A 24584-nucleotide genomic window follows, 5' to 3' on the forward strand; every position below is an offset into this window, starting at 1 on the left:
GAAGGACAGCGACTGAGATAAAGGAAAACCGATGAGCGAAAGCGAATCGAGTTTGACTTATCGTAGGGAGGTGGGCTGAAGTTTGCTAGGAGATAGCCGCTGAAGCTGGACAAAGAAAAGCGGAAGCGGCTTGCTCATCTCCGTACAAACTGGAAGGACGGCGACTGAGATAAAGGAGATACGAAGAGCGAAGGCAAGTAATTGAACAGAAATATATGGAATCATAGCTCATCACCATCTTTTAAAAAAAGGGAGGAGTTTTACAAAACTTCTTCCTTTTTTTATTGAAAAATACTATATTAGTGATATTAGTGTATTTCTTTAAAGAAGAGAAATTTTGGAAGTGTCCTTGGGTGTTCGACATAAATAATTTGGACAATCATAGATACAAAAATTTCGACAATATGAGTGTAACTTTTGTGGATAATATAACGACTAATTGGTTGAACGGGGAGGGAAACCAATGGACTCCGTTTTTGATGAGCTGTATTCAAAATATCATCATGACGTTTTTCAATTTATTTTTTATATGGTGAAAAATAGGGAACAAGCTGAAGATCTTGTTCAAGAAGTATATATAAGAGTACTAAAATCGTACGACCGCTTTGAGGGGAAGAGTAGTGAAAAAACATGGCTGTTTTCAATTGCCAGAAATGTAGCAATTGATTATTTCCGAAAGCAAAAAGGCTGGCGACAGAAAATTGCTGAAAAGTTTGATTGGACTACAGGCCAGATTAAAGATGATAGTCCGATCCCTGAAGAAATTGCTCTGCAAAATGAGGAAATTTCATTGATATATCAATGTTTAGACCATTGTACAGTTGATCAAAGGATGGTTATCATATTGCGTTATATTCAAGAATTGACCATTATTGAAACAGCAGAAGCTTTAGGTTGGACAGAAAGCAAGGTTAAAACAACTCAACATCGTGCCTTAAAAGTATTGAAAAAAGAAATGGAAGAAAGAATGGCAAAGGAGGGGACAACAAGTGAGAAAATCAGAGTGGAGCGATGAACAGCTTGAGAAATTACTACGGGAAATGCCAAAGATTGAAGACAATCGCGATCCTCGTGATATATATCAAAACATTTCGCTTAGATTGAGTAAGAAAAAGCAACGCTCCTGGATCATCCCTTCTGTTGCTACTGCTGCAGTGGTTTTAATAATAGCAGTACTTTCTCCCAACCTTTTAGGTGAAAATTCTTCCTCTGAGCAATCAGCGGAGAGTGGAAATGCGACTGAGCAAGCTGAACGATCAGAGATGAATATAATCAAAGATGAGGGTGCAGGTATTGCCTATGAAAATGCTGTTGAGGAAAATCAGGATACCCCTACTAGTGATGACGCTGCTGAAGAAAGAGTGACTTCTTCAACTATTGACCTTAATCAAGAGTACACAGCCGTATATGCTGAAGATGTAGATGGTGCGGAAGAAAATGCGCTTACTTTTGCGATACCAGATGAGCAGAATCAAATTATCGTACCTATAACTGTGCTCATACAAAAGGAGAAGGGGAAGTCTCTTTTTGAGCAGTACACAGAGACAATGGCAAAGTTGCATGAAAAGGAATGGGGACTTGCGGAGACGTTCCCATTAAAAAATGTAGAACTATCGGTCATCAATGATAATATTTTAAAGGTAAATGTTCCAAGTGGTCAAACTTATCAAGGTTCTGCAAACGAAATCGCTTTTACATCTGTTATTAAGAAAACTGCGAAATCTTTAGGGTTAAAGGGAATTGAATTATATACAGATAATCAACCAGGAATTGAATTGGGCAATGAAGGAGAACTCTCTGGATTAAATCTTTCAGATGATGGAAATTATGCTTACTATTTTTACTATTCAAATGTGAATCCAGAAGTCCCTTATTTAGTTCCGTATGGGGAATCATTTACTAATATTGAATCGGCCTTAAATGCGATGAAGGAAAATGTTGATACTCATCAGTTAAGTGCGTCGATCCCTCAAGATATTGATATAGAAGAAATACACGGGGAGAAGGGGATGTTAACCCTACAGCTAAATGAAGAATCTGATATGACTAGCACAAGAACAATCCTTCAGACAATTGAAGCAATTTTACTAACAGCGAAAGAGTTTAATTATAACAAAGTAAAAATTGAGTATAGTAAGCTTGATAAAATCGGAAAATTTGTCTTTAATGAGGAAATGAATGTGCCGATTGCTCCTAATAAAAGGGAATTGTTAAATTGAGATTTCTAGAAGGCTGGTCTTTTTGCCTCCGTTCCGTTAAGACTTCTCATTATTTTGGCTGAAAATGTCTGTCTTGCGCCGAAAATGACAAATTGATAAGTGGGGTCGGGTACTATTTGAAAGTGCCCTGCTAAATTTAACAAGTGGGCTAATGGCCCACTTGTTTTTCTTTGGATAAACATTGTTCAAGTAGACTGGAACTGAGATATTAAACGGACCTTTTACATTAGATGCGTTAATCTGTCACTATGATTTGGTGTATGCAAGCTTGTATACTTTGTGCCTGCTAAAAAGATTAACTTAGTTTTGAAGAAACAGTCTTTGGACAACCTTTTGTTGTAATTAAGCCGTAAATCAATAATTTTTTGTATAAAAAAACGAAAACTATCCAAATAATAACAAATGTCTTTCTAAAAAGAAATTTTACAAAGCGAGGAGAGGATTTGACAGGTTTTTCATTTTACTCCGCTTAATTAGTAGTTCTAACAACGTACAAGCTGTCATATCGTGTAGGGAAAAGCTCAAATTAAGGAGGATTCTAATGAGAGACTTTGCAAAGCGTTTGTTAATTGCTGGGATTATGGCGTTTTTTATAAGCCTGTTATTTATAGGAGGAAAAAATATTCAAGCAGAGACAATTGATATAGAGGAAGCAGCGTCACATTGGATGTGGCCGGCAGATGGGATTGTAACCGATACATATGGAACACGGAGTGGACATCATAAAGGGATTGATATAGCTGGAGGATTAGGAACACCGATTTATGTAGTAGATGAAGGAACTGTTAGCAGATCCTATTATTCAAGTTCATATGGTCATGTCGTATTTGTAAAACACCCAAATAATTTTGAAACCGTTTATGCCCATCTTAGTAAACGAAAAGTAAACGAAGGTCAGAGTGTTAAACAAGGAGATATAATTGGAGAAATGGGCAGTACGGGTCGTTCTTCTGGAGTACATTTACATTTCGAAATACATAAAAAGGAATGGACTGTTAATAAAGAGAACTCGCTCAACCCTGTAGTCATTCTTGGGGACGTGGGTATAGGAGAAACAGTTCAAGCAATGGTACAGCAAAAAGATCATGTTCAGGTTGCAGGAGTGATGGAGGACACGAGCGATGTAGAGGAAGCAGGTGTAGCTTTTAAAGAAAATATAGCAAAATATCTACCTACTGACGATTATCAATTATTAGTTAGTGAGGAAAAAGATTTAAAGGATGAGGTAGAAAGTGCGAGTAACAAAGAAAGTGAAGAGGAGGCAACCAAGGATATTATTCACATCGTTCAAAGTGGAGATACTTTATGGGAATTAGCCGAAAAATACGATTCGTCCGTTGTTACGATTATGGAATCGAACCAATTAGCAAATGACGTAATCCTTCCAGAACAAAAATTAATTATTGAAGATCTCTCTGAAGAACAATATATTGTTAAACCCGGGGATTCATTAACTAGTATCGCAGAAGAAGCTAATTTATCAGTTGAAGAGCTGATGGAAATCAATCATTTAAGCAGCGAAATAATACAGCCACAGCAAATTTTAACGATTAAGCAGCAATAAACAATCGGAGGAGTTTTTCCTCCGATCGATAAACATTAATAAGATTAGAGAGTAATTTGATTCATTAAGACGATATCGTCTAGTTCAGATAGTAATTGGAGAGCAGTCGAGTCCAGTGGTTTGTCAAAGGACAGCACCATAATAGCTTCTCCGCCTATTTCTTTTCGACCCACTTGCATAGTTGCAATATTGATAGCGTGATCACCTAATATTTTACCGACGCGGCCAATGACACCAGGTCGATCCATATGTTGAATGTATAATAAATTTCCTTCGGGATGGAAATCAATATTAAAATCATTCATATGAACGATTCGCGGCCCATAATGATCAATATAAGTCCCTCTTAATGAAAATTGTCTATTCTCTACTTTGGCTGTAACAGTAATACAATTTGCATAACCAAACGAATTGGTTGAAATTTTCTCTCCAACTGTAATGCCTCGCTCCTTTGCGGTGAGCAGGGCATTTACTTCATTGACATGTACGTCTATACGGTTTTTGAAGAAACCAGATATTAGAGCTTTTGTTAAATAGGAGGTTTCGAGTTCAGTAACGCTACCTGAGTAATTGATAGATAACTCATCGATACCTTCTTTTACACATTGTGATAAGATCGAGCCAAGCTGCTTTGATAAATGGTGAAACGGTCGAATTTTTTCATAAATATCCTTGGACATCGCTGGAAGATTAATGGAGTTTGTAACTGGACGATCTTCAAAATAGGTTCTTACTTCTTTAGCGACTTGTGTGGCTACGTTTAATTGGGCTTCTTTCGTAGAAGCGCCTAAATGTGGTGTCACAATGACATTATCAAATTTCAAGAGTGGATGTTCTCCTGGTGGCTCCTCTTCAAAAACATCTAAGGCTGCACCAGCAACATGGCCGTTTCCGATATAGACAGCTAATGCTTGCTCATCGATAATGCCACCGCGGGCGCAATTAAGAAAATAGACACCTTTTTTTGTTTTTTTCATTGCGGTTTCATTAATCAGGCCTTTCGTTTCTTTAGTAAGAGGGGTGTGGACAGTGATGATATCTGCCTGTTCAAGGACTTCATCAAGACTACAGCTCTGTACATTGAGACTAGTTGCTCTTTCTTTTGTTAGAAACGGATCAAAAACAAGGACTGTCATTCCAAATACTTTCGCGCGTTTTGCTATTTCTGCTCCAATTCTGCCTAATCCAACAATTCCCAATGCCTTCCCATGAAGTTCGTTTCCAACGAATGCATTTCTTTTCCATTCCAAATTTTTAACAGATGCGTGCGCCTGAGGAATATTGCGCAATAGAGAAGCCATCATTGCAAACGTATGCTCTGCGGTTGAAATAGTATTTCCATCTGGTGCGTTGACAACAATAATCCCTCGCTTTGTAGCAGCGTTAACATCTATATTATCAACTCCGACTCCCGCTCGTGCAATAATTTTTAATTGAGGCATTTTTTCAAGGAGCTCTTCGGTTACCTTCGTCGCACTTCTTACAAGAATGGCATCAATTTCCTTCAAATTAACTTCTGTGTCTGTTACTTTTTTTTCAATTACTTGAGCATCAGCATAATCTAATAATGGCTGCAAGCCTTCTGCATTAATCGCATCGGCTACTAAAACTCGATACATTTGAACATCTCCTACTAATTATCAATTTTCTGATTATTTTACAAAACGAATATTAATATGTCAATGTAGAATTAATGTTCGTTATCTGAAGAAAACGCTTTCTTGAAAGTGGTGTCATAAATTAGTAAAAATCGTAGGCATTAGCACCTACGACTCTTTTTTATGTTATTTATCTTTTGTTAAACACATCCGTTAAAACAGGGACAATTTGTTTTTTACGGGATACAACCCCTTTTAATAAGGCGGTATGATTCTCCAATTTCACACCGTAAGCCTCTTCGACAGCATCAGCTGAGCGACCAAGAGCAATAGCGGTAGAATCACTATTTAATATGTCTGTGATGACAAAGACAAATAAGTCTAACTCCTTATCAGTGATGACAGCTTCCAGAGCCGATTCAATTTCGGTTTGTCTAGAGAGAACATCTTCGATATCCACAGTATTAACCTGAGCAACTTCAACTTTGCTATTCCCCATTTGGAACTCTTTTGCATCAAGGGAGATCAGCTGTTCAACTGACTTTTTGCTTAAATCAGCACCAGCTTTAAGCATGTCTAAACCATATTTTTGCGGATCTACACCTGCTATTTGAGCCAGTTCCTGCGCAGCTTGAATGTCCTCATTCGTGCATGTAGGCGACTTAAATAACAAAGAATCGGAAATGATTGCCGAAAGCATTAGCCCGGCTATATTTTTTTCAATTTCTACATTATTTTCTTTAAACAGTTTCTTAAGAATCGTCGCCGTACAGCCGACCGGTTCAGCTCGATAGTAGAGCGGTTCACTAGTTTCGAAATTAGCTATTCTGTGGTGATCAATAACTTCTAAAACACGAACATCATTAATGTCATCTGCACTTTGTTGGCGCTCGTTATGGTCAACTAAAATCACATTGCTAGCTTCTGCTGATACGGCTTGAACAAATCGTGGCACTTTTTGCTCAAATGTTTTTAGAGCGAACTCAGTTTCTCCGTTAATCTCACCTAAGCGGATAGGCTCGGTATTCAAACCAAGTTGATTTTTTAAATAAGAATATGCAATGCTTGAGCAAATGGTATCCGTATCTGGATTTTTGTGACCGAAAATAAGTATTTTATCCATTTTTATCTCCTTCTATATAAATGTTTATGGTTTTTTCTGAGGCGATAAAATGCCTATCTTTTTATGAAATTACTATTATAATTTACCATAAAATCGATGAAAATAACAAAAAATATCGAGCATAAGGTTAACTTCTTCACAAAGTCGCTTCAGTACGCTATAATAATGGTGTAATTAAATATTGGTCTATCTTCGGGGCAGGGTGTAATTCCCGACCGGCGGTAATGAGTGTTAGTCTCTGAGCCCGCGAGCCAATCATAAGCATAAGTGAATTTAAGAAGTTTCTTCTTGAGCTTAACGAAATGCTTTGGCAGGATTTGGTGCAATTCCAAAGCCGACAGTATAGTCTGGATGGGAGAAGATGGAGGTTCTGCAAGCGTTCAAATTTGCTAGTTTGAATGTTTATTAAGCGTGCCGTTTTATTCTCCCTCAAGTAAAAACTTGGGGGAGTTTGTTTTTGGAGGGAATATTCAGGATTTAAAACATCTGGCCATTTCGAAATAATGTGATAAAATCGAGCATTAATCCATTGTTCGATGAAAAAACTGCATTTTATCATCCAGTAGAATGAATTGGTTGTGCGTTTTTTCACTTTATTTATTGAGAAATGGATTCAACTAGGTTGTGAGCATCTTGCTGTTCCTTATCAATGGGCATAGCTTAGTAAGGCTGAACCTTTCTTCTTTAGGAGAGATGGATCCTTAAAAGGAGAGAGGAAAATGAAGAAGTACGACATCAAAGTTTTAGTTTCAATCGGAATGTTAAGCAGTATTGGATTTGTTCTGATGCTTCTAAACTTCCCATTACCACCTTTTCCAAAATTTCTAATGGTCGATTTTAGTGATATTCCTGCTTTAATCGCTGCATTAATTTTTGGACCAGTTGCTGGGGTACTGGTTGAATTATTTAAAAATGTGTTGGATTATATTTTGACAAGCAGTGACACAGGTATTCCTGTAGGTCATTTTTCGAATTTCGTGGCAGGAGTTCTGTTCGTCATTCCAACATACTATATTTATGAAAAATTAAAAACGAAAAAAGGTATGACCTACGCATTAATTGTTGGAACGATATTGATGGCTGTTGTCATGAGCGTCTTAAATTATTTTATTATCCTTCCAGCTTATACAATGTTTATGGGGTTCCCGGCCATGTCCGGTGAGGAAACAAGGCAAATGATTGTCGCCGGTATACTTCCGTTCAATATTGTTAAAGGGATTTTAATATCAATCGTCTTTATGCTTCTCTTCACTAGAATGAACACTTGGATTGGAAAACAGAGAGCATATCGAATATAAATAGGAATAACAAATGTCTCTAAAAGAAAAAGTCCTCTCTTTTTGTGAGAGGAGTTTCAGGCCGTAGGCAAACTCGAGATTTCGAGTTTGCCTACGGCCTATTTTATTTTAAATATAGATAGAATATCCATGTGGTTAGATTTCCACTCGGGGTGGCCGCTTTTTCGCGGGCGGCACTTGACTTCTGGGGGATTTAGCTGGGACTGATGAGACCTCACGGGAGCTTCAGCGACGAGGAGGCTCACCGCCCGCCCCCGAAAAGCGGAAATCAGCCTTTTTCCCACCATTCCGAAACAAAAAAATGACAAAAGGTAGCGAGAAGGGCTTCTCACTACCTTTTGTTGACAATCCGTTCTTTTGATTCGGAAATTATCGAGTGCTTAGTTGAAGAGCACCCTTTCGAAACGTGTATCTATAACTGGCGCAAGTAGCCAAAGCCTAACAAACTTTAGACATTCACTGCCTACGATTAGTCAATCAAGAACAGCTGTCGCTATTCAGGCTTCCTATATCGGAAAGACAGTCCCTTCTAGCTAGTAACGACGACGAGTAAGCTCCTGCGCTGCTTTACTTCTATTCAAACTTTAATGGATCTCCATCAAATGGTTCGTCTGCAACTTTAATGGAATCAGTTGGACAGCCTTCAAAAGCATCCATCATATCGTCTATTAAAACATCTGGAATTTCAACAATTCCTTCGTTATCATCAAGCGTTACAAATGCGATACCCTCATCATCATAATCGTAAATATCTGGCGCAGCAGCTCCGCAAGCCCCACATGCAATGCATGTTTCTTTGTCAACAATTGTATATTTTGCCATGTAAAAACCTCCCAATGAATTAAACATTTATTTTCATACATTTCATTAAAGTTTCTGAAACGTATTCCCTCATTCTTTATTGTAAAACTGTATGAGTAACATTTCAATATAAAATTAATGAGAATGCTTATCATAACAACGTTTTGGAACGGAATAGGAGCCTTTCTTACGTTTTCATGTTAAAATAAATGGGGAAACACGTCGAATTATGATATTAAAGAATACCGTTAAAAACGTGTTGTTGCTCTCCCATGAGGAACTATTTTTCAAAATATAGTAATAGGGTGATAGGATGCCAACTCCATTTATATATTTTGTCGTTCTTTTCTGTTTACATAAAATAAATGACGAGAGAACAATATACTCTTTATATCATCTCCTATGTGGAAAAAAATCTTCCCAGACCATACAAGATGTTCATCTTTTCCAAATTGCACAATTTTATAAAACATGTGATTTCCTAACAAGAAAGCAATTTGAAGAGATCGTTGAGGAGCTTGAAAGGAAAAATTTAGTTACTGCAACAAATGATCAGTATTATAAGCTCACAAGCAATGGTTTAGCGTATATGAAAAGAGAGTCTGAAAATTATCCGTTTTTATCCTATTTGAATGGTTGGGACTTCCAATATGCTAACATCTTTTGGCAGAGGATATCATTATTGGTTCAAGTAACTTCACATTTAGCTAATCAAGATCGAAATTATATTCCCATTCAGAGAAAGAAACCTTTGCTCAATTGGTTGAAAAATTATCTTATCAATAATCGATTCAATCGCAAAGAACTTAGTGATAGCCTATATAAAGAACTTATTCATGTTTTGGAAGATAGCCGCGAGATCGATCCAAGTGTTTTTGTCATTCGCTTAACTGGATTTGAGATAATTGGTTTGACGGAAAAACAGGCAAGTGAGTATTTAAAAATAGAGCGAACATTGTATCATTTTCAATTTCAGGCATTGCTACATTATATTTTGTCTAGAGTTCAAAAAGAACCGAAGAAATTTAAGCTTTTAGCGTCGCTTATAACAGATATTGAAACAGCTCTACCTTTAACAGATACAAGTAAGAAAACGTTGGCTCTCTTAAATAAAGGATTTTCACTCGAACAGATCGCTCAAATCAGAAAGTTGAAAGTTAGTACAATACAGGATCATATTGTTGAACTTGCTCTTCAAATGCATACATTTCAAATTGAACCTTTTGTAGGGAAGGAAATAATAGAACAGATTATGGCTGCACATAAACAGGCAACTTCTAAACAATTAAGACGGATTCGTGAATTGGTTCCAGAAGCAACCTATTTTCAAATCCGATTAGTTTTGACCAGGTTTGGTGAAAATAATGAAATTTGAGCTAGAAAAAAAGTTGCAGGAGTATTTCCGCTTTTCTACGTTTCGGCCCGGACAGAAAGAGGTTGTGTTATCTGTTCTAAACAAGAAAAATACCATTGCCGTTTTACCTACTGGCACAGGGAAGTCATTGTGCTACCAGTTTCCAGGATATGTACTTTCAGGTATCGTTGTGATCATTTCACCGCTTTTGTCGCTCATGCAAGATCAGGTCGAGCAAATGCAAATGCAAGGTGAAAAAAGAGTAATAGCGCTCAATTCATTTTTAACAGGCGCAGAGAGAATCAAGGCTTTACGCCAGTTAGAAAAATATAAATTTATTTACATTTCCCCTGAAATGTTGAACCTCGATGAAATAAAGCAGAGGTTACAATTGTTGCCGATTTCTTTGTTTGTGATCGACGAAGCCCACTGTATTTCACAATGGGGATATGATTTTCGTCCAGATTATATGAAGCTGGGAACAATTAGAGAGCAGCTTGGTAATCCACTTACGTTAGCATTGACAGCGACAGCTACGAAAGAAGTGGTTGCAGATATTGCACAAGTATTAAAATTATCTTCTTGGGATGAACATATTTTTTCGATGGATCGTCCCAATATTGCGATTAGGGTAGAAAAAGTGGCTGCTCCTGAGGAAAAAGAACATCATCTGATAAAGTTGCTTTCGTTTCTTCAAGGGCCAGGTATTATTTATTTTTCAAGTCGCAAAAGGGCAGAAGCTCTAGTTGAACGATTAAAGGATGAGGGCTTTCACAAAGTTATGGCTTACCATGGAGGCATGGATCAAGAAAGCCGAATTCTTATTCAACAGCAATTTATCCATGGACAACTTGATTTAATCTGCGCAACTAGTGCGTTCGGTATGGGTGTAAATAAAGAAGACGTCCGCTTTGTCATTCACTATCATATGCCACTGCAAATCGAATCTTATATACAAGAAATTGGTCGTGCTGGTCGTGATGGAAAAAAAAGCTTAGCGATATTACTATATTCACCAGGTGATGAGGCATTGTCATATCATCTGGTGGAAAATGAACTTCCAAACGAGACTCAGATTGAATATGTACGCCAATGGTTAAAATCGGGGAAACGTAGCGAAAAAGAAATGCGAACCTTTGTCGGGTTAAATGATGTTCAATGGCGCTTAATAACCGATTTCTTTGAGAATCTTGAAAACACCGTTTCTTTGGACTCTTCAATGGAGCAGTTCAAGCACTTTGTTGAAGAGAGAACGAGGCTAAAAAGAAAAAAAATTGAGGAAATCAAGAATTGGGTACACTCGTGCCATTGCCGAAGAGAAATTATCTTGAATTATTTTAGTGAAACAAAGAACATATCGATTAAGGATTGCTGTGATGTGTGTGGCATCGATTTAGATCTGTTTCAAAAAAGGGAAGAAGATGTGGCGAATTTGTCTTTTTCATTTGATTGGAGAGCCTATTTATCCAGCATTTTATTAAAAGGGTGAGCGTGTAAACATGAAAAATAAATATACGGAAATAGTTCAGGAGTTAAGCGATCGGGAAATCACGTTTCACCTAATAGCAACCCAAGTACTGCTACTGGTAATTGCGCTAGTAATAGGGTTCTTTTGGTTTGATGATTTTTCATCATTTTGGGAGTTGTTTATTTGGGACGATAAGAAAATTTGGTATGTTGGCGTCGGGGCTGGTTTAGCTATTGTCGCATTGGACCTCTTGCTGATGAAAATGCTGCCACCTTCCTATTATGACGATGGCGGCTTGAATAAGCGGATGTTTGAAAATAGAACTGTATGGCAAATTGCAGGAATTGCTGCAATGGTTGCGGTTAGTGAAGAAATATTATTCAGAGGTGTGCTCCAAACTCATATTGGACTAGTTGTCACAAGCGTTTTATTTGCACTCATCCATTATCGATACTTGTTTAACAAGTTTCTTTTCGTAAATATTTTACTTCTCAGTTTTTTAATAGGTTACATTTATATGGTGACAGAGAACTTGCTTGTCACAATTGTTTTGCATTTTGTTGTTGATTTTCTATTAGGTTTAGCCGTTCGCTACGATAAACAACCACCTCATGAACAGGAGGGAAAAATACATGAATAAAGAAGAACCGTACCGTGATCAGGCGGAACGTTTAAGAAAGAGAATTAGCAAAAAAGAGGAATCTGAAACTATCAAAGATTCATCGCCAGAACTGCCGCCACGAAGCAGGGTCCATTATCATAAGGCAAAAAGAACAAAGGTGAAGTTAAAATACCCTATGATTCGATTATTGGCTGTTTTTTTCATCCTTCTACCAATTGTTAGCTTTAGCATTTATACGATTAATGAAAGCAAATCGAATCGTTCTGCATCTGTTGATCGTCCTTTATCAGGAAATATTGAGGCGGTAGATGTTAAAAATGATGAGCAAAGTGAACGGGGAATGGAAGAAGAGCGAACGGGTGTTGAACCGGATGAAGACTTGACTCGAATAGAAGAGAATGAAGTGGGGGTGGAGCAAGAATCGAAAAAGGTTGAACCGGCGAAAGTGGATAATACGCTTCCTGATAAGGAATCTCCTAATGATAAAGCACCTGTGAAAGAAGAGATTATTTACCATACAGTACAAACAGGAGAAACGCTCTTCCGAATTTCAATGAAATATTATCAATCACAATCAGGAATTGAAATCATTAGAGAAGCAAACGGGATCAAAGGAAATGAGATACAGCTTGGACAAACTTTGAAAATACCAATAGAGCAGTAGGAATAAAAGACGATGTTATTGTTTGAAATAACATCGTCTTTTTCGTTTAGTACTGACGAAATACCAATAGATCAAATAATCGCCATGTTTTAAATCATAACCAGAAGGACAAGATCATATATTTTTATAAAAAGCAAGACCAGGAATTGCTTAGAATGGGGAGGACGTTAATGGAAACATCGATTAAAATGCTTGACGAGAGAACCGATAAAGCAACGAAGCAAATGCTCCAAAAGGTAGTGGAGCGAAAAAGAAAATTTGATGCTTTTACATTCAGGCATTTCCTTGTTATCTGGTTAACGATCTTTTCCGCTTTTATCTACCTCTTCGTCTTATATAAAACGTTAGTAATCCCATATTCGTACTCCTTTGCAGCAATGTTTTCCGCTTTTCTGGACCAGACTTATAATTTGTACGCCCTTGTTTTCATTTTCGGGCTGTACGGTTTGATGAATTTGTTAAAAGAGAAGAAGGATAAGGCAGAACAGGAGTACCATGCACTGCGTTGTGAAATTATAGATAAGAGCAAGGATCTATGGAAACAAGAGGATGCGTGGAAAAATCGTCATCTTGTCTTTGAGATGATGAAAAAGAATTACGACATCAACCTTTATCATGAGAATAAATAAGCTTTCATGCAAAGGAAAGAGGCAGGGATTCGCAGCCGCTGCCTCGAAAGACTAAAAAAATTTCTTTTTATCACGCTCTTCTTTGAGAATTTCGACAGCTTCTCTGAAACGTTGAGAATGGACGATTTCTCGTTCTCTTAAAAATCTCAATCCATCATTTAGATCAGGATCATCGCTCACATTAATGATCCATTGATAAGTGGCTCTCGCCTTCTCTTCTGCAGCAATGTCCTCATATAGATCGGCAATTGGATCTCCTTTTGCTTGAATATAGGTTGCTGTCCAAGGTGCTCCGGCGGCATTATGGTAGAAGAGGGCATTGTCATGATTGACATAGTGGTCTCCAAGTCCAGCAGCTTTCATTTGTTCAGGAGTAGCATCCTTCGTAAGCTTATAAATCATGGTAGCAATCATTTCCAAATGGGCAAACTCTTCTGTGCCGATGTCCGTAAGTAAGCCGATTACTTTGTCTGGAATTGAGTAGCGCTGATTTAAATACCTGAGTGCGGCAGATAATTCTCCATCGGCACCACCGTATTGTTCAATAAGAAATTTGGCAAGCATCGGATTACACGTGCTAACTTTAACAGGGTATTGGAGCTTTTTTTCATAGATCCACATATTCTATCCCTCCTATTTTTCAAGTATAGAAGCTTTTAAAGTTGCCATGGCCAAGGAGAGTCATCCCAATCCCACGGTTGCCCAGAAAAGCTATGCCCGAACTGCATTAAAGGACCATACACGGCTTCGACTGCTTTTCTTAACCTTTTTCTCTCTCTTACATAATGATTAAATTGGTTAATCGCTTCAAAATCATTGTTATGGGTATTCAAATACAAGCTCAGTTCCACAAGCACAAAATCAACGGCTTGAAGTTGTTCCATAAGCTCATAAAATTCCGGTGGCAATTGTTTTTTCATGAGGTTTTCCCTCCCTTAGCCAACTCTCTGGGGTTGTAATAAGGATCATATAGTGGTTTCCAAAGTGTTCCAGCTCTCAACGCTTCCATTGGGGTGAATTGGGGAAAATTATTTGGTTGAAATCCTATATATAAATGCGGTGGAGTTGAGTAGCTTTTTATTTTGATAGGCTTACAAGGGTCAAAGGGACTTACGTAAGGGGAATAGGTTTTATTGGGTGTAAACATAGTTGCCCTCCTTTTATAGATATATCATTCAATTTTATGAAAAAAAACGACAGACATGACAGTTATTTTCCTGAAAAGGAAAGGAGTTCTTTCTGATTTTGTAGAATATATTAATTAAGGTAGATATTAACGCGGAGGTGAAAAAATGTTTGTAAAGAATATCATGATTCCAAAGCATCAAACATTTACTGTCCAGGCTGATGAACCATTAAGAGTCGCTTTGGACAAATTAGAGGAGCATAAAATAGATGGTCTGCCGGTATTACAAGGTCATCAATATGCCGGTATTGTGACAAGGCATAATCTCTATGAGAGTTTTTTTACCTCTGACCTATCAAGGGATGAATTTTTAGAAAAAAAGAGCTGTGGTGATATCGCAACATATAAGGATAAATATTTAAAAGGGCAGGAAATTTTTGAGAAAACTCTGCTTGAGTTAAAAGATTTTCCATTGCTTGCTGTTGTTAACGACAAAAATGAATACTTAGGAATTGTGACAAGGTTTGATGTATTAGAGCAATTTCAATCCGCTTTTGGTGTTAGAAAATCAGGGGTGAGAATTGCGTTTACCTCGATTGAAACGGAAGGGCGTCTTGCTCGTCTTGCTGATATTGCTCATCAATTTCATGAGCATATCATTTCTCTTGTTACATTTGATGAAACGGATAAGCTTGTGCGCAGAATTGTGATGAAAATTGAGAAAAAGGATAATGTTGATAAATTCGTAAAAAAACTCGAGAATTCCGGATTCCGAATTCTTGATATCTATGAAGATTAAAAAGTTGTTCGAAAAATATTGATAAGCAAGAAAAAACGATCCCTCTCATAGATTGTTATGAAGGGATTTTTTTCTGTTTTTAATAACTTTATGGTATGATTCCATTAGAATTTTAGAGAAAAGGGTAACCGGGAGGAACTATGGTTTTTATTTTTGTTTTCATCATCATGTCTTTTGCTATCGGGCTTATTGCTTATATGTATAAATTAGCCCATTCTGATCAAGTCCTTTATCAAGAAATTTCATTTGCAAACTTTCCCGACAGCTTTGGTGAAGTGAAGCTGTTTTTTATTTCTGATATTCATCGGCGATTGCTATCAGAGGATATTGTTTCGGAAGTGAAAGGAAAAGTAGATCTAGTGATTATAGGAGGAGACCTTTTAGAAAAAAGGGTGCCAATTGAACGTGTAGAACAAAATATTAAATCGCTTACGGAAATAGGACCAACCTATTTTGTGTGGGGGAATAATGATTATGAAATTAATCCTCGGCTACTGGACGCTGTCCTTTTAAAGTATGGAGTAAAAATCCTCGATAACACGGCAGTCTCATTCGAATCTGAAGAAGGAGATCGTTTTGTTTTATTAGGTATTGATGATATTTCGAGGAAAAGAGCACGTTTAGACTTGGCTTTACAAGATGCTGGTCCAGGTGGGTTTAAAGTATTGGTTAGTCATGACCCGAAAATTCAAAAACAAATCAAGCGTGAAGATCAAATCTCGCTCGTGTTAAGTGGTCATACACACGGAGGACAGATTAGAATTTTTGGCTTTGGTCCTTATGAAATCGGGAAATTAAAGAGAACCGGGGAGACAGCAATACTCGTGAGCAATGGGTACGGCACAACTTCATTGCCGCTGCGCTTAGGTGCTAGCCCGGAGACTCATGTCATTACTTTAAAAAGGAAATGAAGAATAGCAAAAACCCTAATTAGACGACTCACCATCCCTATTTATTTACATAAACTACATTAAGAGTTGTCACAGTAGGGGGCAAAAAATATGCGCATAGAGCGATTGAATTATAATAAAATCAAGATCTTCCTTACGTCAGACGATTTAATGGAACGAGGGCTTACAAAAGAGGATATTTGGAAGGATTCCTTAAAATGGCATCAGCTTTTTCACGATATGCTTGAAGAGGCGAGTGATGAGTTTGGTGTTAAAATTGAAGGCTCTGTTGCAGTTGAGATTTTTTCTATGCACGCTCAGGGGATGATTATGATCGTTACGATGGAAGAAGAGGAAGATCAATCCCTACATGATGGGTTTATAGATATGGCTGTTATGTCTAAGAATAGTGATCAAATACTTTTTGAGTTTGACGATTTTGAGGATGTAATCCAGCTATCCCGACAATTATGGAATTTAAATATTCGTGGTGGAAGCTTGTACAGTTTTGCACAAAAATATTTTTTATCGTTCAAAGAGGATGCGCTTCGTCAGTCGGATAGCATGATCGCTGTCTTATCGGAATTTGGTGATATTTCGTTAAGAAGTATCCACTGGTTAGAAGAATACGGCCGAAATGTCATGAGCGGCAATGCAATCGAGACGGTGATGGAACATTTTGTAACGGAATAAAAGGAATAAAGGCTTCGTTATAAGAGTATGACTCTTATTGGAGTCTTTTTCTGTTTTTTAGGAAAAGGTCAAGCTGCCTTTTTTGTACTAAAATGATGTCCAAATGCGCGCGAGCGAATTAAAGGCGAATCATATCGTTACTAATTAATTATGATTGTTTAATTTTGTACGAAAGCAAAGGCTGCTTTTTTTTAAACTTGAAGTACGCATTTATGAAATGGACTCATCATTATAACATTAAAATGATAGCGGTTACAATTTTTATTAAATGTGTGTAAAAAAGGCTCTCATTCATCTTGCATTAATTATCCAAAGGTGTATACTTGTGACTGAAAGAGGACAATTATTGAAAGCGATTTTAGGAGGTTTATTTTAGATGGTAGCCGAGAAAGGTACTGAAAATATAAATCATGAAGACAAGCTTGATGTCTTAAAGTCTACTCAAACTGTTATACACAATGCTCTTGAAAGACTTGGATACCCCGAAGAAGTCTACGAGCTCTTGAAAGAACCTTTAAGATTGATGACGGTCAAAATTCCGGTAAGAATGGATGATGGATCTGTAAAAGTCTTTACTGGCTACCGGGCCCAGCATAACGATGCTGTTGGTCCTACAAAAGGTGGAATTCGTTTTCATCCGAATGTTACGGAAAAGGAAGTCAAGGCACTTTCCATTTGGATGAGTTTAAAATGTGGAATTGTTGATTTACCATACGGTGGAGGAAAAGGTGGAATTGTTTGCGATCCACGAGACATGTCATTTCGAGAACTTGAGCGCTTAAGTCGTGGTTATGTACGAGCAATTAGTCAAATTGTTGGTCCTACAAAGGATATCCCGGCACCAGATGTCTTCACCAATTCGCAAATTATGGCATGGATGATGGATGAATATAGCCGGATTGACGAATTTAATTCTCCGGGATTTATTACAGGAAAGCCGCTTGTTTTAGGTGGGTCACATGGACGAGAGTCGGCAACAGCAAAGGGTGTAACCATTTGCATCGAAGAGGCTGCAAAGAAAAAGGGCATTGAATTAAAGGGTGCTCGTGTTGTCGTCCAAGGATTTGGGAATGCGGGCAGCTTCTTATCAAAGTTTATGCATGATGCAGGTGCAAAGGTCGTTGGGATATCAGACGCATACGGTGGTTTATATGATCCGGATGGCTTGGATATTGATTATTTACTCGATCGTCGTGACAGTTTTGGAACGGTAACTAAATTATTTAATAATACGATCTCAAATAAAGAACTATTGGAGTTGGATTGTGATATTTTAGTGCCTGCTGCAATTGAGAATCAAATAACTGAAGATAATGCTCATAATATTCGAGCGAAAATAGTCGTGGAGGCTGCTAATGGACCGACAACATTAGAAGCTACGCAAATCCTAACTGATAGAGGAATCCTTCTTGTACCAGATGTTTTGGCATCTGCTGGCGGCGTTACCGTTTCTTACTTTGAATGGGTGCAAAATAATCAAGGTTATTATTGGACAGAAGAGGAAGTAGAAGACAAACTAAGAACCGTTATGGTAAAAGCCTTTGAAAACATCTATGGTACAGCTCAGAGTCGTAGAGTAGATATGAGGCTTGCTGCCTACATGGTCGGTGTAAGAAAAATGGCGGAAGCATCCAGATTCAGAGGCTGGATTTAAAAAGAAAAGCGGAGAGCGCTTGCCCATCGGCGACAAGCATAAGACAGGCTGGCAGGGAGGTTGTTTTTTTAACCTCCTTGACAGAATGGCTTATGACCTCGAGCCGATAGCGCTCGGAGCTGGACAAAGAAAAGCGGAGAGCGCTTGCCCATCGGCGACAAGCATAAGACAGGCTGGCAGGGAGGTTGTTTTTTTAACCTCCTTGACAGAATGGCTTATGACCTCGAGCCGATAGCGCTCGGAGCTGGACAAAAAGAAAAGCGGAAGGCCCCTGTTTAGCACCGTATGGCCTGGAGAGACAGCGACTGAGATAAAGGAAAACCGATAAGCAAAAGCGAATCGAGTTTGACTTATCGTAGGGAGGTGGCTTGAAGGACAATAGGTGCTAGGGGCCTGTAGCTGGACAAAAAGAAAAGCGGAAGGCCCCTGTTTAGCACCGTATGGCCTGGAGAGACAGCGACTGAGATAAAGGAAAACCGATAAGCGAAAGCGAATCGAGTTTGACTTATCGTAGGGAGGTGGCTTGAAGGACAATAGGTGCTAGGGGCCTGTAGCTGGACAAAAAGAAAAGCGGAAGGCCCCTGTTTAGCACCGTATGGCCTGGAGAGACAGCGACTGAGATAAAGGAAAACCGATAAGCGAAAGCGAATCGAGTTTGACTTATCGTAGGGAGGTGGCTTGAAGGACAATAGGTGCTAGGGGCCTGTAGCTGGACAAGCGGTTTGAAATTATAAACAATACAATAAGAACGAGGACTTGCCAATCGGTGAGTCCTTCCTTAGTTATAATCAAGGAGTGTTTACCATGAAGAAGGAAGAAGTAATCATCGTCGGGGGCGGCCCATGTGGAATTGCTGCGGCAATCTCTTTAAAGAGAAAAGGATTCCACCCACTCATTATTGAAAAAGGTAATATTGTCAACGCTATTTATCATTATCCAACCCATCAAACATTCTTTAGCACAAGTGAGAAGCTTGAAGTGGGAAACTATCCATTTGTAACTGAGCACTATAAACCAAAGCGAAATCAAGCGTTAGTCTATTATCGTGAGGTCGTGAAGAGAGAACAATTGAGTGTAAATACATATGAAAAAGTACAATCAGTAAAAAAAGAAGAGGATGACTTCTTTACTGTAACTACTGATAAACAAGTATACTCTTGTCAATACGTAGTGATTGCTACAGGCTATTATGATAACCCTAATTATATGAATGTCCCTGGTGAAGACTTACCTAAAGTATTCCATTATTTCAAAGAAGCTCATCCATATTTTGATAAAGATGTCGTCGTTGTTGGTGGAAAAAATTCGAGTGTAGATGCAACCATTGAACTTGTAAAAGCAGGAGCAAGAGTGACGGTTCTATACAGAGGCTCTGAATTTTCCTCAAGTATTAAGCCATGGATACTTCCAGAGTTTGAATCTTTAATTCGCCATGGAATTGCGACAATGGTGTTTAACGCACAAGTGAAAGAAATCACAGAGGATAAAGTAATTTATGAAAAAGAGGGTCAGCAAGTTGCAGTGAAAAACGATTTTGTTTTTGCGATGACTGGTTATCACCCCGATCACGATTTTCTTAAACAAATGGGTGTTGAGATTGATGAGGAGTCTGGAAGACCAATCTTTAATGAGGAGACAATGGAAACGAATGTTTCTGGTATTTATATTGCAGGGGTTATTGCAGCTGGTAATAATGCTAATGAAATTTTTATTGAAAACGGTCGTTTTCACGGAGAACAAATTGCCAGTGCGATCAAAACACAGAAAAATAATGAATAATGCATTTAAGAATTCTGAGTTTCATTACTAACTCAGGATTTTTTTTATATGAAGTCAATCTATAAGTAAAACTTATCGTTAGTTATATAAAAATAGTCATATTCTTATCGAGTATCATTCGTTAACATGGGGATGAACGAGTTTTAGGTAGGAGGATTTATCATGTTATTTTCATTTAAAGCAATCGATCATATTCAACTGGCTGCCCCGAAGGGTTCAGAAGCTCGAGCGAGAAATTTCTTCACTGGGATATTAGGCTTTATCGAATTAGAAAAACCTGATTCTCTGAAACAGAGAGGTGGAGTATGGTTTTCTAAAGGAAAGATTCAAATCCACATCGGCATTGAGGAACCTTTTTACCCATCAAAAAAAGCACATCCTGCATTCGAAGTGAAGAATATTGAGGAGCTAAAACGTCATTTGAAAATGAACCAAGTAATGTTTGAGGAAGACATTCATCTGCGTAATGCGCATAGGATATTTGTTTTCGATCCATTTGGTAATAGATTAGAGTTTTTGGAGTGGCAAAATAAATAAGATTCTTGTCGCAAACAGGCTGTTCGTTGTTAATCTTTTTATCCTCAAATATATGCTCTTAAAGTAACATCAACAAAAGAAAACGAAAAAATACCGTCGTCATTCTTAATTAGGGTAAAAATGGAAACCTGGAATTTTACACAATACGATCATCGATTTGTAAAGAAGGATTCGATTCGTTATATTGTTTATAATGGGAAGGTTGGGGATTTAGGTCACATTATGATTGATTTTGCTTCTTCAGCATAAATGACAGAAGAAGAAATAGCATTTGGGACGATTTTGGCATAAGTAACTAAAGATAAAGAGAATGCAGAGCGTGTTTATGTCCTTGTTGCATGGATTGCAGGTTCTGCATTTGCACATGTATGGAGTCGCAGAACGCAGGGCTGTTTCTATCCATGCGTTCTGTGATAGCCTTTAAATAGCGAAGGCTTGTTCGATTACATTTCGCTCAGAAGTAGTTGCTAGTAAAATTAACAACTTCAGCCGGGCTTTTTGTCCGTTTAAACCATTTGAAAAGATGACACCCATTTCTTTCAATTGTTTTCCTCCGCCTTCATAAGCATATGTGTCCTGTGCGATCCCATTAAAACATCGTGATACAAAGACGACAGGAATATTGTTTTTAATGAGTGCTTGTATTCCTGATATCGTTGCGGGAGGGAGATTTCCTTGGCCGAGCGCTTCGATGACAATTCCATCACAGGGCAACGCATTTATGGCATCTAGCAAAGTTGAGTCCATTCCTGCGTGTGCTTTTATGAGAACAACTTTTTTTGACACGTCTGTAATCGGATAGTATTCTGTCCGGTTCGGAATATGGTGGAAGACAACTCCTCGCTTCGTTACAATGCCAATCGGTCCATACTGTGGGCTTTGAAAAGTGGCGATATTACTTGTATGCGTTTTTGTCACATTTTCCGCTGTGTGAATCTCGTCGTTTAAAACAACGAGAACACCTTTTCCCTTCGCTTCCTCACTCGCTGCCACTTTTATAGAGGAGATTAAATTATACAATCCATCAGCCCCAATTTCATTGCTTGAGCGCATCGCACCTGTTACGACTATTGGAATCTTACTTTCAATCGTTAAATCGAGGAAATATGCGGTTTCCTCGAGCGTGTCAGTCCCGTGGGTGATGACAACACCATCTATATCATCGGTTAAACTTCGCTGAGAAATCAGTTTACGAATTTTTAACATCTCAGTCGGAGTAATATGTGGAGAAGGAAGATTAAAGGGTTCTTCTATAATTAAATGAGCAAATGCCACTAATTCTTCAGTTTTTTTAGTTAGTGGGTTCGACTCATTAGGTTTCACAGCACCTGTTTGTTCATCTTCACTCATAGAAATGGTCCCACCTGTATGAATTACAAGTATCTTTTTTTTCATAATGAAGCCTCCGTTTGCATTTCTCATTTTCATTCTATCTATTCCATGATACGATTAAAGAAGAGATTTTCTCAATATGTTTTGTATAATTTCTTTTATGTTGGGCTTGAGTAATAGTGTTGCTCTTTAAATTTATTGCTCTTTGTTTAACTTAGTTTCTTTACAATGTGTCAAATCTACAGAATTATAAAATTGAACCATATTATTAATTGTTAAATTAATTTAGATATTTTTGAATTTGAGTATTTCAGAAAAAGCTGTTGAAAAGAGGAACATAAATGCTGGGGATATTATCAGCTGGGATAGCGCCAGGGTTGGCAATATTAAGCTATTTTTATTTAAAAGATGAATATGAGTCGGAACCCGTTGCTTTTGTTTTTAGGGCGTTTGTTTATGGAGCTCTGCTTGTGTTTCCGATAATGTTTATCCAATATGTTCTGGAAGTAGAGAATTTAGTCCAGTCGGAAATTATTCATGCTTTCTTTTCAACCAGTCTTTTGGAAGAGTTTTTTAAATGGTTTATTCTCATCTATACAGTTTATCAACATATAGAATTTGATGAGCCATATGACGGAATTGTATACGGAGCTGCTGTTTCCTTAGGATTCGCAACTGCTGAAAATATTTTTTACTTGCTAGGAAATGGGTTGGAGTATGCAATGGGAAGGGCGTTATTGCCGGTATCAAGTCATGCTCTTTTTGGCGTTATTATGGGGTATTATTTAGGTAAGGCCAAATTTAACCAAACATCAAAGGCAAAATGGTTTATTTTTTCGCTATTACTTCCGTTTCTCTTGCATGGAATTTATGATTTTATTCTCCTTTCCTTGGAAAATTGGGTGATCTACATGTTCCCATTTATGATTTTTTTATGGTGGCTAGGATTAAGAAAAGCTAAGCATGCTAGAACCTTAAATTCACAACATCGAATCGAAGTCAATAAAGGCTTTCCATTTTAAAAATGACTGTAGACAAACGCGGGTGAAATTGGGTTTGTCTACAGTTTATTTACTTAAAAGAGTTTATTAAACCATTCTGTTGATAAAACGATTTTTTCTCTCATTTAAGCAATTTGCCAACCCCTAAAAAGCAAGGGGAGGAAATTACAGAAATTAATCGCCGTATAGTTTAAAGAATATAACAAAAGAAGCCTTCCATTTTAAAAATGGAAGGTTATTATCATTTTTTTTTAAGATTGCATTTACCATATAAGCACAAGCAGTTGGGCTTTCGTTCTGTTTCTTCTTTAATTCATGTGTTCATTTTAAGAAAGCGACTTGATTTTTGAATAAAAACCCACTTAATACAAAAAATAGGCTCAAGTGGAGTACATTGCCTTTTAACACGAGATCAGGAAACAAAGTTCAGCTAGGAATCAAATTCAATTGGGGGTGCATTCATGAACAAGAAGCTTTTATTATCAAAAGTCTTTCTTATTATTTCAATTTGTATAATTTGTGTTCCATTGAGTACCAGCGAGAAGACTGTAGAAGCTTTCTCCGGTCAAGTCATCCAGCATGGTGCAGTAGGAGATGATGTTATTGAATTACAGTCAAGGCTCCAGTATTTAGGGTTTTATAACAAGAAAATAGATGGGGTTTTCGGCTGGAGTACTTATTGGGCACTTCGAAATTTTCAATATGAATTTGGCCTGCCAATTGATGGATTAGCGGGTCAGAAAACAAAGGATATGCTCGTTAGGGCATCGCAATATCATGAACAACATGTGAAGGAACAAATTAACAAAGGAAATAGGTTCACACATTATGGTGGTGTGGACTTAAACAAACAAAAAGGACCTGAGAAATCAGGAGGCGCTGCTAAGGGAAAAGGAGGACAGAAAGCACCTGCTCAGCAACAAACTGGACAGAAAGCTCCAGCCCAGCAAGAAAATAAAGGGCAAGAAACACCTCCACAACAAAATCAAGGGCAGAACAATGAGGCTCCACAAGCAAATCAGCAGCCTCAACAACCAACAGCTGCAAATGTACCAAACGGTTTTTCACAAAATGACATTCAGCTTATGGCCAATGCCGTCTACGGTGAAGCTCGAGGAGAGCCTTATGTTGGTCAAGTCGCAGTTGCTGCTGTAATTTTAAATCGCGTTGAAAGTGCAACGTTTCCAAATACTGTATCAGGTGTTATTTTTGAGCCTCGTGCATTTACAGCGGTCGCTGATGGACAAATTTGGTTGACTCCTAATGAACAAGCGAGAAAAGCGGTCTTAGACGCAATTAATGGCTGGGATCCTACCGGTGATGCCATTTACTATTTCAACCCAGATACGGCAACAAGTGGTTGGATATGGACAAGGCCGCAAATTAAACGGATCGGAAAGCATATATTCTGTAAATAGAGGGGTGAGATTAAG

25 protein-coding genes and 1 riboswitch are annotated in these 24584 nt (G+C 37.9%); of the genes, 18 read left to right on the forward strand and 7 right to left on the reverse strand.

The features are described 5' to 3' along the window. Positions 1 to 463: 463 nt before the first annotated feature. The 3 genes from sigX to NST02_RS10520 all read left to right on the forward strand — a co-directional run bounded on the left by sigX (position 464) and on the right by NST02_RS10520 (position 3783). Positions 464 to 1015: an RNA polymerase sigma factor SigX gene (gene sigX, locus NST02_RS10510; protein ID WP_095306604.1), complete on the forward strand. Its 552-nt coding sequence runs from the start codon at positions 464 to 466 to the stop codon at positions 1013 to 1015. Further along, complete coding sequence (locus tag NST02_RS10515) at positions 990 to 2219, forward strand: GerMN domain-containing protein (protein WP_340948947.1); 1230 nt, start codon at positions 990 to 992, stop codon at positions 2217 to 2219. Before sigX ends, NST02_RS10515 begins: the two co-directional genes overlap by 26 nt. Before the next feature lie 541 nt (positions 2220 to 2760). Continuing rightward, positions 2761 to 3783 carry a M23 family metallopeptidase gene (locus tag NST02_RS10520; RefSeq protein WP_137743219.1) on the forward strand — a complete coding sequence of 341 codons (1023 nt, stop codon included), beginning with the start codon at positions 2761 to 2763 and terminating at the stop codon, positions 3781 to 3783. A gap of 44 nt (positions 3784 to 3827) precedes the next feature. Here NST02_RS10520 and serA read toward each other — a convergent pair whose 3' ends face one another. Both serA and NST02_RS10530 read right to left on the reverse strand, forming a co-directional pair. Beyond that, a complete protein-coding gene (gene serA, locus NST02_RS10525) occupies positions 3828 to 5402 on the reverse strand; it encodes a phosphoglycerate dehydrogenase (RefSeq protein WP_340948949.1) in 1575 nt (524 codons plus the stop codon). A 169-nt stretch (positions 5403 to 5571) separates the two neighbouring features. Then, complete coding sequence (locus NST02_RS10530; protein ID WP_095306600.1) at positions 5572 to 6504, reverse strand: manganese-dependent inorganic pyrophosphatase; 933 nt, start codon at positions 6502 to 6504, stop codon at positions 5572 to 5574. Positions 6505 to 6688: 184 nt separating this feature from the next. Further along, a riboswitch (FMN riboswitch) is annotated at positions 6689 to 6871 on the forward strand. Between the two features lie 352 nt (positions 6872 to 7223). On the opposite strand from NST02_RS10530, the gene NST02_RS10535 reads away from it, so the two are divergent. Further along, on the forward strand, positions 7224 to 7802 hold the full coding sequence (locus NST02_RS10535) for an ECF transporter S component (protein ID WP_095306599.1): 579 nt from the start codon (positions 7224 to 7226) through the stop codon (positions 7800 to 7802). A gap of 573 nt (positions 7803 to 8375) precedes the next feature. Here NST02_RS10535 and NST02_RS10540 read toward each other — a convergent pair. Further along, a complete protein-coding gene (locus tag NST02_RS10540; protein ID WP_095306582.1) occupies positions 8376 to 8624 on the reverse strand; it encodes a ferredoxin in 249 nt (82 codons plus the stop codon). Between the two features lie 292 nt (positions 8625 to 8916). On the opposite strand from NST02_RS10540, the gene NST02_RS10545 reads away from it, so the two are divergent. From NST02_RS10545 to NST02_RS10565, 5 genes are all read left to right on the forward strand, one after another. Continuing rightward, positions 8917 to 9978: a helix-turn-helix domain-containing protein gene (locus NST02_RS10545; protein WP_095306581.1), complete on the forward strand. Its 1062-nt coding sequence runs from the start codon at positions 8917 to 8919 to the stop codon at positions 9976 to 9978. Then, entirely contained in the window at positions 9968 to 11446 is a 1479-nt protein-coding gene (locus NST02_RS10550; RefSeq protein WP_137743222.1) for a RecQ family ATP-dependent DNA helicase, read from the forward strand. Before NST02_RS10545 ends, NST02_RS10550 begins: the two co-directional genes overlap by 11 nt. Before the next feature lie 10 nt (positions 11447 to 11456). Then, positions 11457 to 12065 carry a CPBP family intramembrane glutamic endopeptidase gene (locus tag NST02_RS10555; RefSeq protein WP_340948954.1) on the forward strand — a complete coding sequence of 203 codons (609 nt, stop codon included), beginning with the start codon at positions 11457 to 11459 and terminating at the stop codon, positions 12063 to 12065. Beyond that, entirely contained in the window at positions 12058 to 12711 is a 654-nt protein-coding gene (locus tag NST02_RS10560; RefSeq protein ID WP_170211229.1) for a LysM peptidoglycan-binding domain-containing protein, read from the forward strand. Before NST02_RS10555 ends, NST02_RS10560 begins: the two co-directional genes overlap by 8 nt. A gap of 170 nt (positions 12712 to 12881) precedes the next feature. Beyond that, positions 12882 to 13340: a YpbF family protein gene (locus tag NST02_RS10565; protein WP_095306577.1), complete on the forward strand. Its 459-nt coding sequence runs from the start codon at positions 12882 to 12884 to the stop codon at positions 13338 to 13340. 51 nt (positions 13341 to 13391) lie between these two features. Here the strand turns inward: NST02_RS10565 and NST02_RS10570 are convergent, their stop codons facing one another. From NST02_RS10570 to NST02_RS10580, 3 genes are read right to left on the reverse strand one after another with little or no spacing between them, the layout of a single operon-like run. Continuing rightward, the gene (locus NST02_RS10570; protein ID WP_137743224.1) at positions 13392 to 13961 is read right to left on the reverse strand and encodes a manganese catalase family protein; all 570 of its coding nucleotides are present in this window, start codon (positions 13959 to 13961) and stop codon (positions 13392 to 13394) included. A gap of 35 nt (positions 13962 to 13996) precedes the next feature. Further along, a complete protein-coding gene (locus NST02_RS10575; protein ID WP_095306575.1) occupies positions 13997 to 14260 on the reverse strand; it encodes a spore coat protein CotJB in 264 nt (87 codons plus the stop codon). Next, positions 14257 to 14487, reverse strand: coding sequence for a spore coat associated protein CotJA (locus NST02_RS10580; protein ID WP_095306574.1), 231 nt, complete (start codon positions 14485 to 14487; stop codon positions 14257 to 14259). Before NST02_RS10580 ends, NST02_RS10575 begins: the two co-directional genes overlap by 4 nt. 145 nt (positions 14488 to 14632) lie before the next feature. Between NST02_RS10580 and NST02_RS10585 the strand changes: the two genes are divergently transcribed. The 7 genes from NST02_RS10585 to NST02_RS10615 all read left to right on the forward strand — a co-directional run bounded on the left by NST02_RS10585 (position 14633) and on the right by NST02_RS10615 (position 21067). Continuing rightward, a complete protein-coding gene (locus tag NST02_RS10585) occupies positions 14633 to 15265 on the forward strand; it encodes a CBS domain-containing protein (protein ID WP_095306573.1) in 633 nt (210 codons plus the stop codon). A gap of 140 nt (positions 15266 to 15405) precedes the next feature. Next, entirely contained in the window at positions 15406 to 16176 is a 771-nt protein-coding gene (locus tag NST02_RS10590; protein ID WP_137743225.1) for a metallophosphoesterase, read from the forward strand. Between the two features lie 90 nt (positions 16177 to 16266). Further along, positions 16267 to 16848 (forward strand): genetic competence negative regulator, encoded by a 582-nt coding sequence (locus NST02_RS10595; RefSeq protein ID WP_095306571.1) that lies wholly within the window; start codon positions 16267 to 16269, stop codon positions 16846 to 16848. 376 nt (positions 16849 to 17224) lie between these two features. Then, positions 17225 to 18502, forward strand: a complete 1278-nt coding sequence (locus NST02_RS10600; protein WP_095306570.1) for a Glu/Leu/Phe/Val family dehydrogenase — start codon at positions 17225 to 17227, stop codon at positions 18500 to 18502. A gap of 804 nt (positions 18503 to 19306) precedes the next feature. Further along, positions 19307 to 20281 (forward strand): YpdA family putative bacillithiol disulfide reductase, encoded by a 975-nt coding sequence (locus NST02_RS10605; RefSeq protein ID WP_137743226.1) that lies wholly within the window; start codon positions 19307 to 19309, stop codon positions 20279 to 20281. Positions 20282 to 20443: 162 nt separating this feature from the next. After that, positions 20444 to 20818, forward strand: coding sequence for a VOC family protein (locus NST02_RS10610; RefSeq protein WP_095306568.1), 375 nt, complete (start codon positions 20444 to 20446; stop codon positions 20816 to 20818). Between the two features lie 120 nt (positions 20819 to 20938). After that, positions 20939 to 21067 carry a hypothetical protein gene (locus tag NST02_RS10615; protein WP_268951572.1) on the forward strand — a complete coding sequence of 43 codons (129 nt, stop codon included), beginning with the start codon at positions 20939 to 20941 and terminating at the stop codon, positions 21065 to 21067. A gap of 171 nt (positions 21068 to 21238) precedes the next feature. Here NST02_RS10615 and NST02_RS10620 read toward each other — a convergent pair whose 3' ends face one another. Beyond that, positions 21239 to 22213 (reverse strand): asparaginase, encoded by a 975-nt coding sequence (locus NST02_RS10620; RefSeq protein ID WP_212933232.1) that lies wholly within the window; start codon positions 22211 to 22213, stop codon positions 21239 to 21241. A gap of 278 nt (positions 22214 to 22491) precedes the next feature. On the opposite strand from NST02_RS10620, the gene prsW reads away from it, so the two are divergent. Then, on the forward strand, positions 22492 to 23172 hold the full coding sequence (prsW, locus tag NST02_RS10625; protein ID WP_095306566.1) for a glutamic-type intramembrane protease PrsW: 681 nt from the start codon (positions 22492 to 22494) through the stop codon (positions 23170 to 23172). 440 nt (positions 23173 to 23612) lie between these two features. Continuing rightward, complete coding sequence (gene sleB / locus NST02_RS10630) at positions 23613 to 24569, forward strand: spore cortex-lytic enzyme (RefSeq protein WP_340948960.1); 957 nt, start codon at positions 23613 to 23615, stop codon at positions 24567 to 24569. The last annotated feature ends 15 nt before the right edge of the window (positions 24570 to 24584 follow it).

Origin of the sequence: Robertmurraya sp. FSL W8-0741, from assembly GCF_038004005.1 — a bacterium.
Taxonomy (GTDB): Bacteria; Bacillota; Bacilli; order Bacillales; family Cytobacillaceae; genus Robertmurraya; species Robertmurraya siralis.

Excerpts from the sequence above, each read along its gene's own strand:
- sigX (WP_095306604.1), top strand. The coding sequence starts at position 464 with ATGGACTCCGTTTTTGATGAGCTGTATTCAAAATATCATCATGACGTT.
- NST02_RS10520 (WP_137743219.1), top strand. The coding sequence starts at position 2,761 with ATGAGAGACTTTGCAAAGCGTTTGTTAATTGCTGGGATTATGGCGTTT.
- serA (WP_340948949.1), bottom strand. The coding sequence starts at position 5,402 with ATGTATCGAGTTTTAGTAGCCGATGCGATTAATGCAGAAGGCTTGCAG.
- NST02_RS10530 (WP_095306600.1), bottom strand. The coding sequence starts at position 6,504 with ATGGATAAAATACTTATTTTCGGTCACAAAAATCCAGATACGGATACC.
- NST02_RS10535 (WP_095306599.1), top strand. The coding sequence starts at position 7,224 with ATGAAGAAGTACGACATCAAAGTTTTAGTTTCAATCGGAATGTTAAGC.
- NST02_RS10540 (WP_095306582.1), bottom strand. The coding sequence starts at position 8,624 with ATGGCAAAATATACAATTGTTGACAAAGAAACATGCATTGCATGTGGG.
- NST02_RS10545 (WP_095306581.1), top strand. The coding sequence starts at position 8,917 with ATGCCAACTCCATTTATATATTTTGTCGTTCTTTTCTGTTTACATAAA.
- NST02_RS10550 (WP_137743222.1), top strand. The coding sequence starts at position 9,968 with ATGAAATTTGAGCTAGAAAAAAAGTTGCAGGAGTATTTCCGCTTTTCT.
- NST02_RS10555 (WP_340948954.1), top strand. The coding sequence starts at position 11,457 with ATGAAAAATAAATATACGGAAATAGTTCAGGAGTTAAGCGATCGGGAA.
- NST02_RS10560 (WP_170211229.1), top strand. The coding sequence starts at position 12,058 with ATGAATAAAGAAGAACCGTACCGTGATCAGGCGGAACGTTTAAGAAAG.
- NST02_RS10565 (WP_095306577.1), top strand. The coding sequence starts at position 12,882 with ATGGAAACATCGATTAAAATGCTTGACGAGAGAACCGATAAAGCAACG.
- NST02_RS10570 (WP_137743224.1), bottom strand. The coding sequence starts at position 13,961 with ATGTGGATCTATGAAAAAAAGCTCCAATACCCTGTTAAAGTTAGCACG.
- NST02_RS10575 (WP_095306575.1), bottom strand. The coding sequence starts at position 14,260 with ATGAAAAAACAATTGCCACCGGAATTTTATGAGCTTATGGAACAACTT.
- NST02_RS10580 (WP_095306574.1), bottom strand. The coding sequence starts at position 14,487 with ATGTTTACACCCAATAAAACCTATTCCCCTTACGTAAGTCCCTTTGAC.
- NST02_RS10585 (WP_095306573.1), top strand. The coding sequence starts at position 14,633 with ATGTTTGTAAAGAATATCATGATTCCAAAGCATCAAACATTTACTGTC.
- NST02_RS10590 (WP_137743225.1), top strand. The coding sequence starts at position 15,406 with ATGGTTTTTATTTTTGTTTTCATCATCATGTCTTTTGCTATCGGGCTT.
- NST02_RS10595 (WP_095306571.1), top strand. The coding sequence starts at position 16,267 with ATGCGCATAGAGCGATTGAATTATAATAAAATCAAGATCTTCCTTACG.
- NST02_RS10600 (WP_095306570.1), top strand. The coding sequence starts at position 17,225 with ATGGTAGCCGAGAAAGGTACTGAAAATATAAATCATGAAGACAAGCTT.
- NST02_RS10605 (WP_137743226.1), top strand. The coding sequence starts at position 19,307 with ATGAAGAAGGAAGAAGTAATCATCGTCGGGGGCGGCCCATGTGGAATT.
- NST02_RS10610 (WP_095306568.1), top strand. The coding sequence starts at position 20,444 with ATGTTATTTTCATTTAAAGCAATCGATCATATTCAACTGGCTGCCCCG.
- NST02_RS10615 (WP_268951572.1), top strand. The coding sequence starts at position 20,939 with ATGGAAACCTGGAATTTTACACAATACGATCATCGATTTGTAAAGAAG.
- NST02_RS10620 (WP_212933232.1), bottom strand. The coding sequence starts at position 22,213 with ATGAAAAAAAAGATACTTGTAATTCATACAGGTGGGACCATTTCTATG.
- prsW (WP_095306566.1), top strand. The coding sequence starts at position 22,492 with ATGCTGGGGATATTATCAGCTGGGATAGCGCCAGGGTTGGCAATATTA.
- sleB (WP_340948960.1), top strand. The coding sequence starts at position 23,613 with ATGAACAAGAAGCTTTTATTATCAAAAGTCTTTCTTATTATTTCAATT.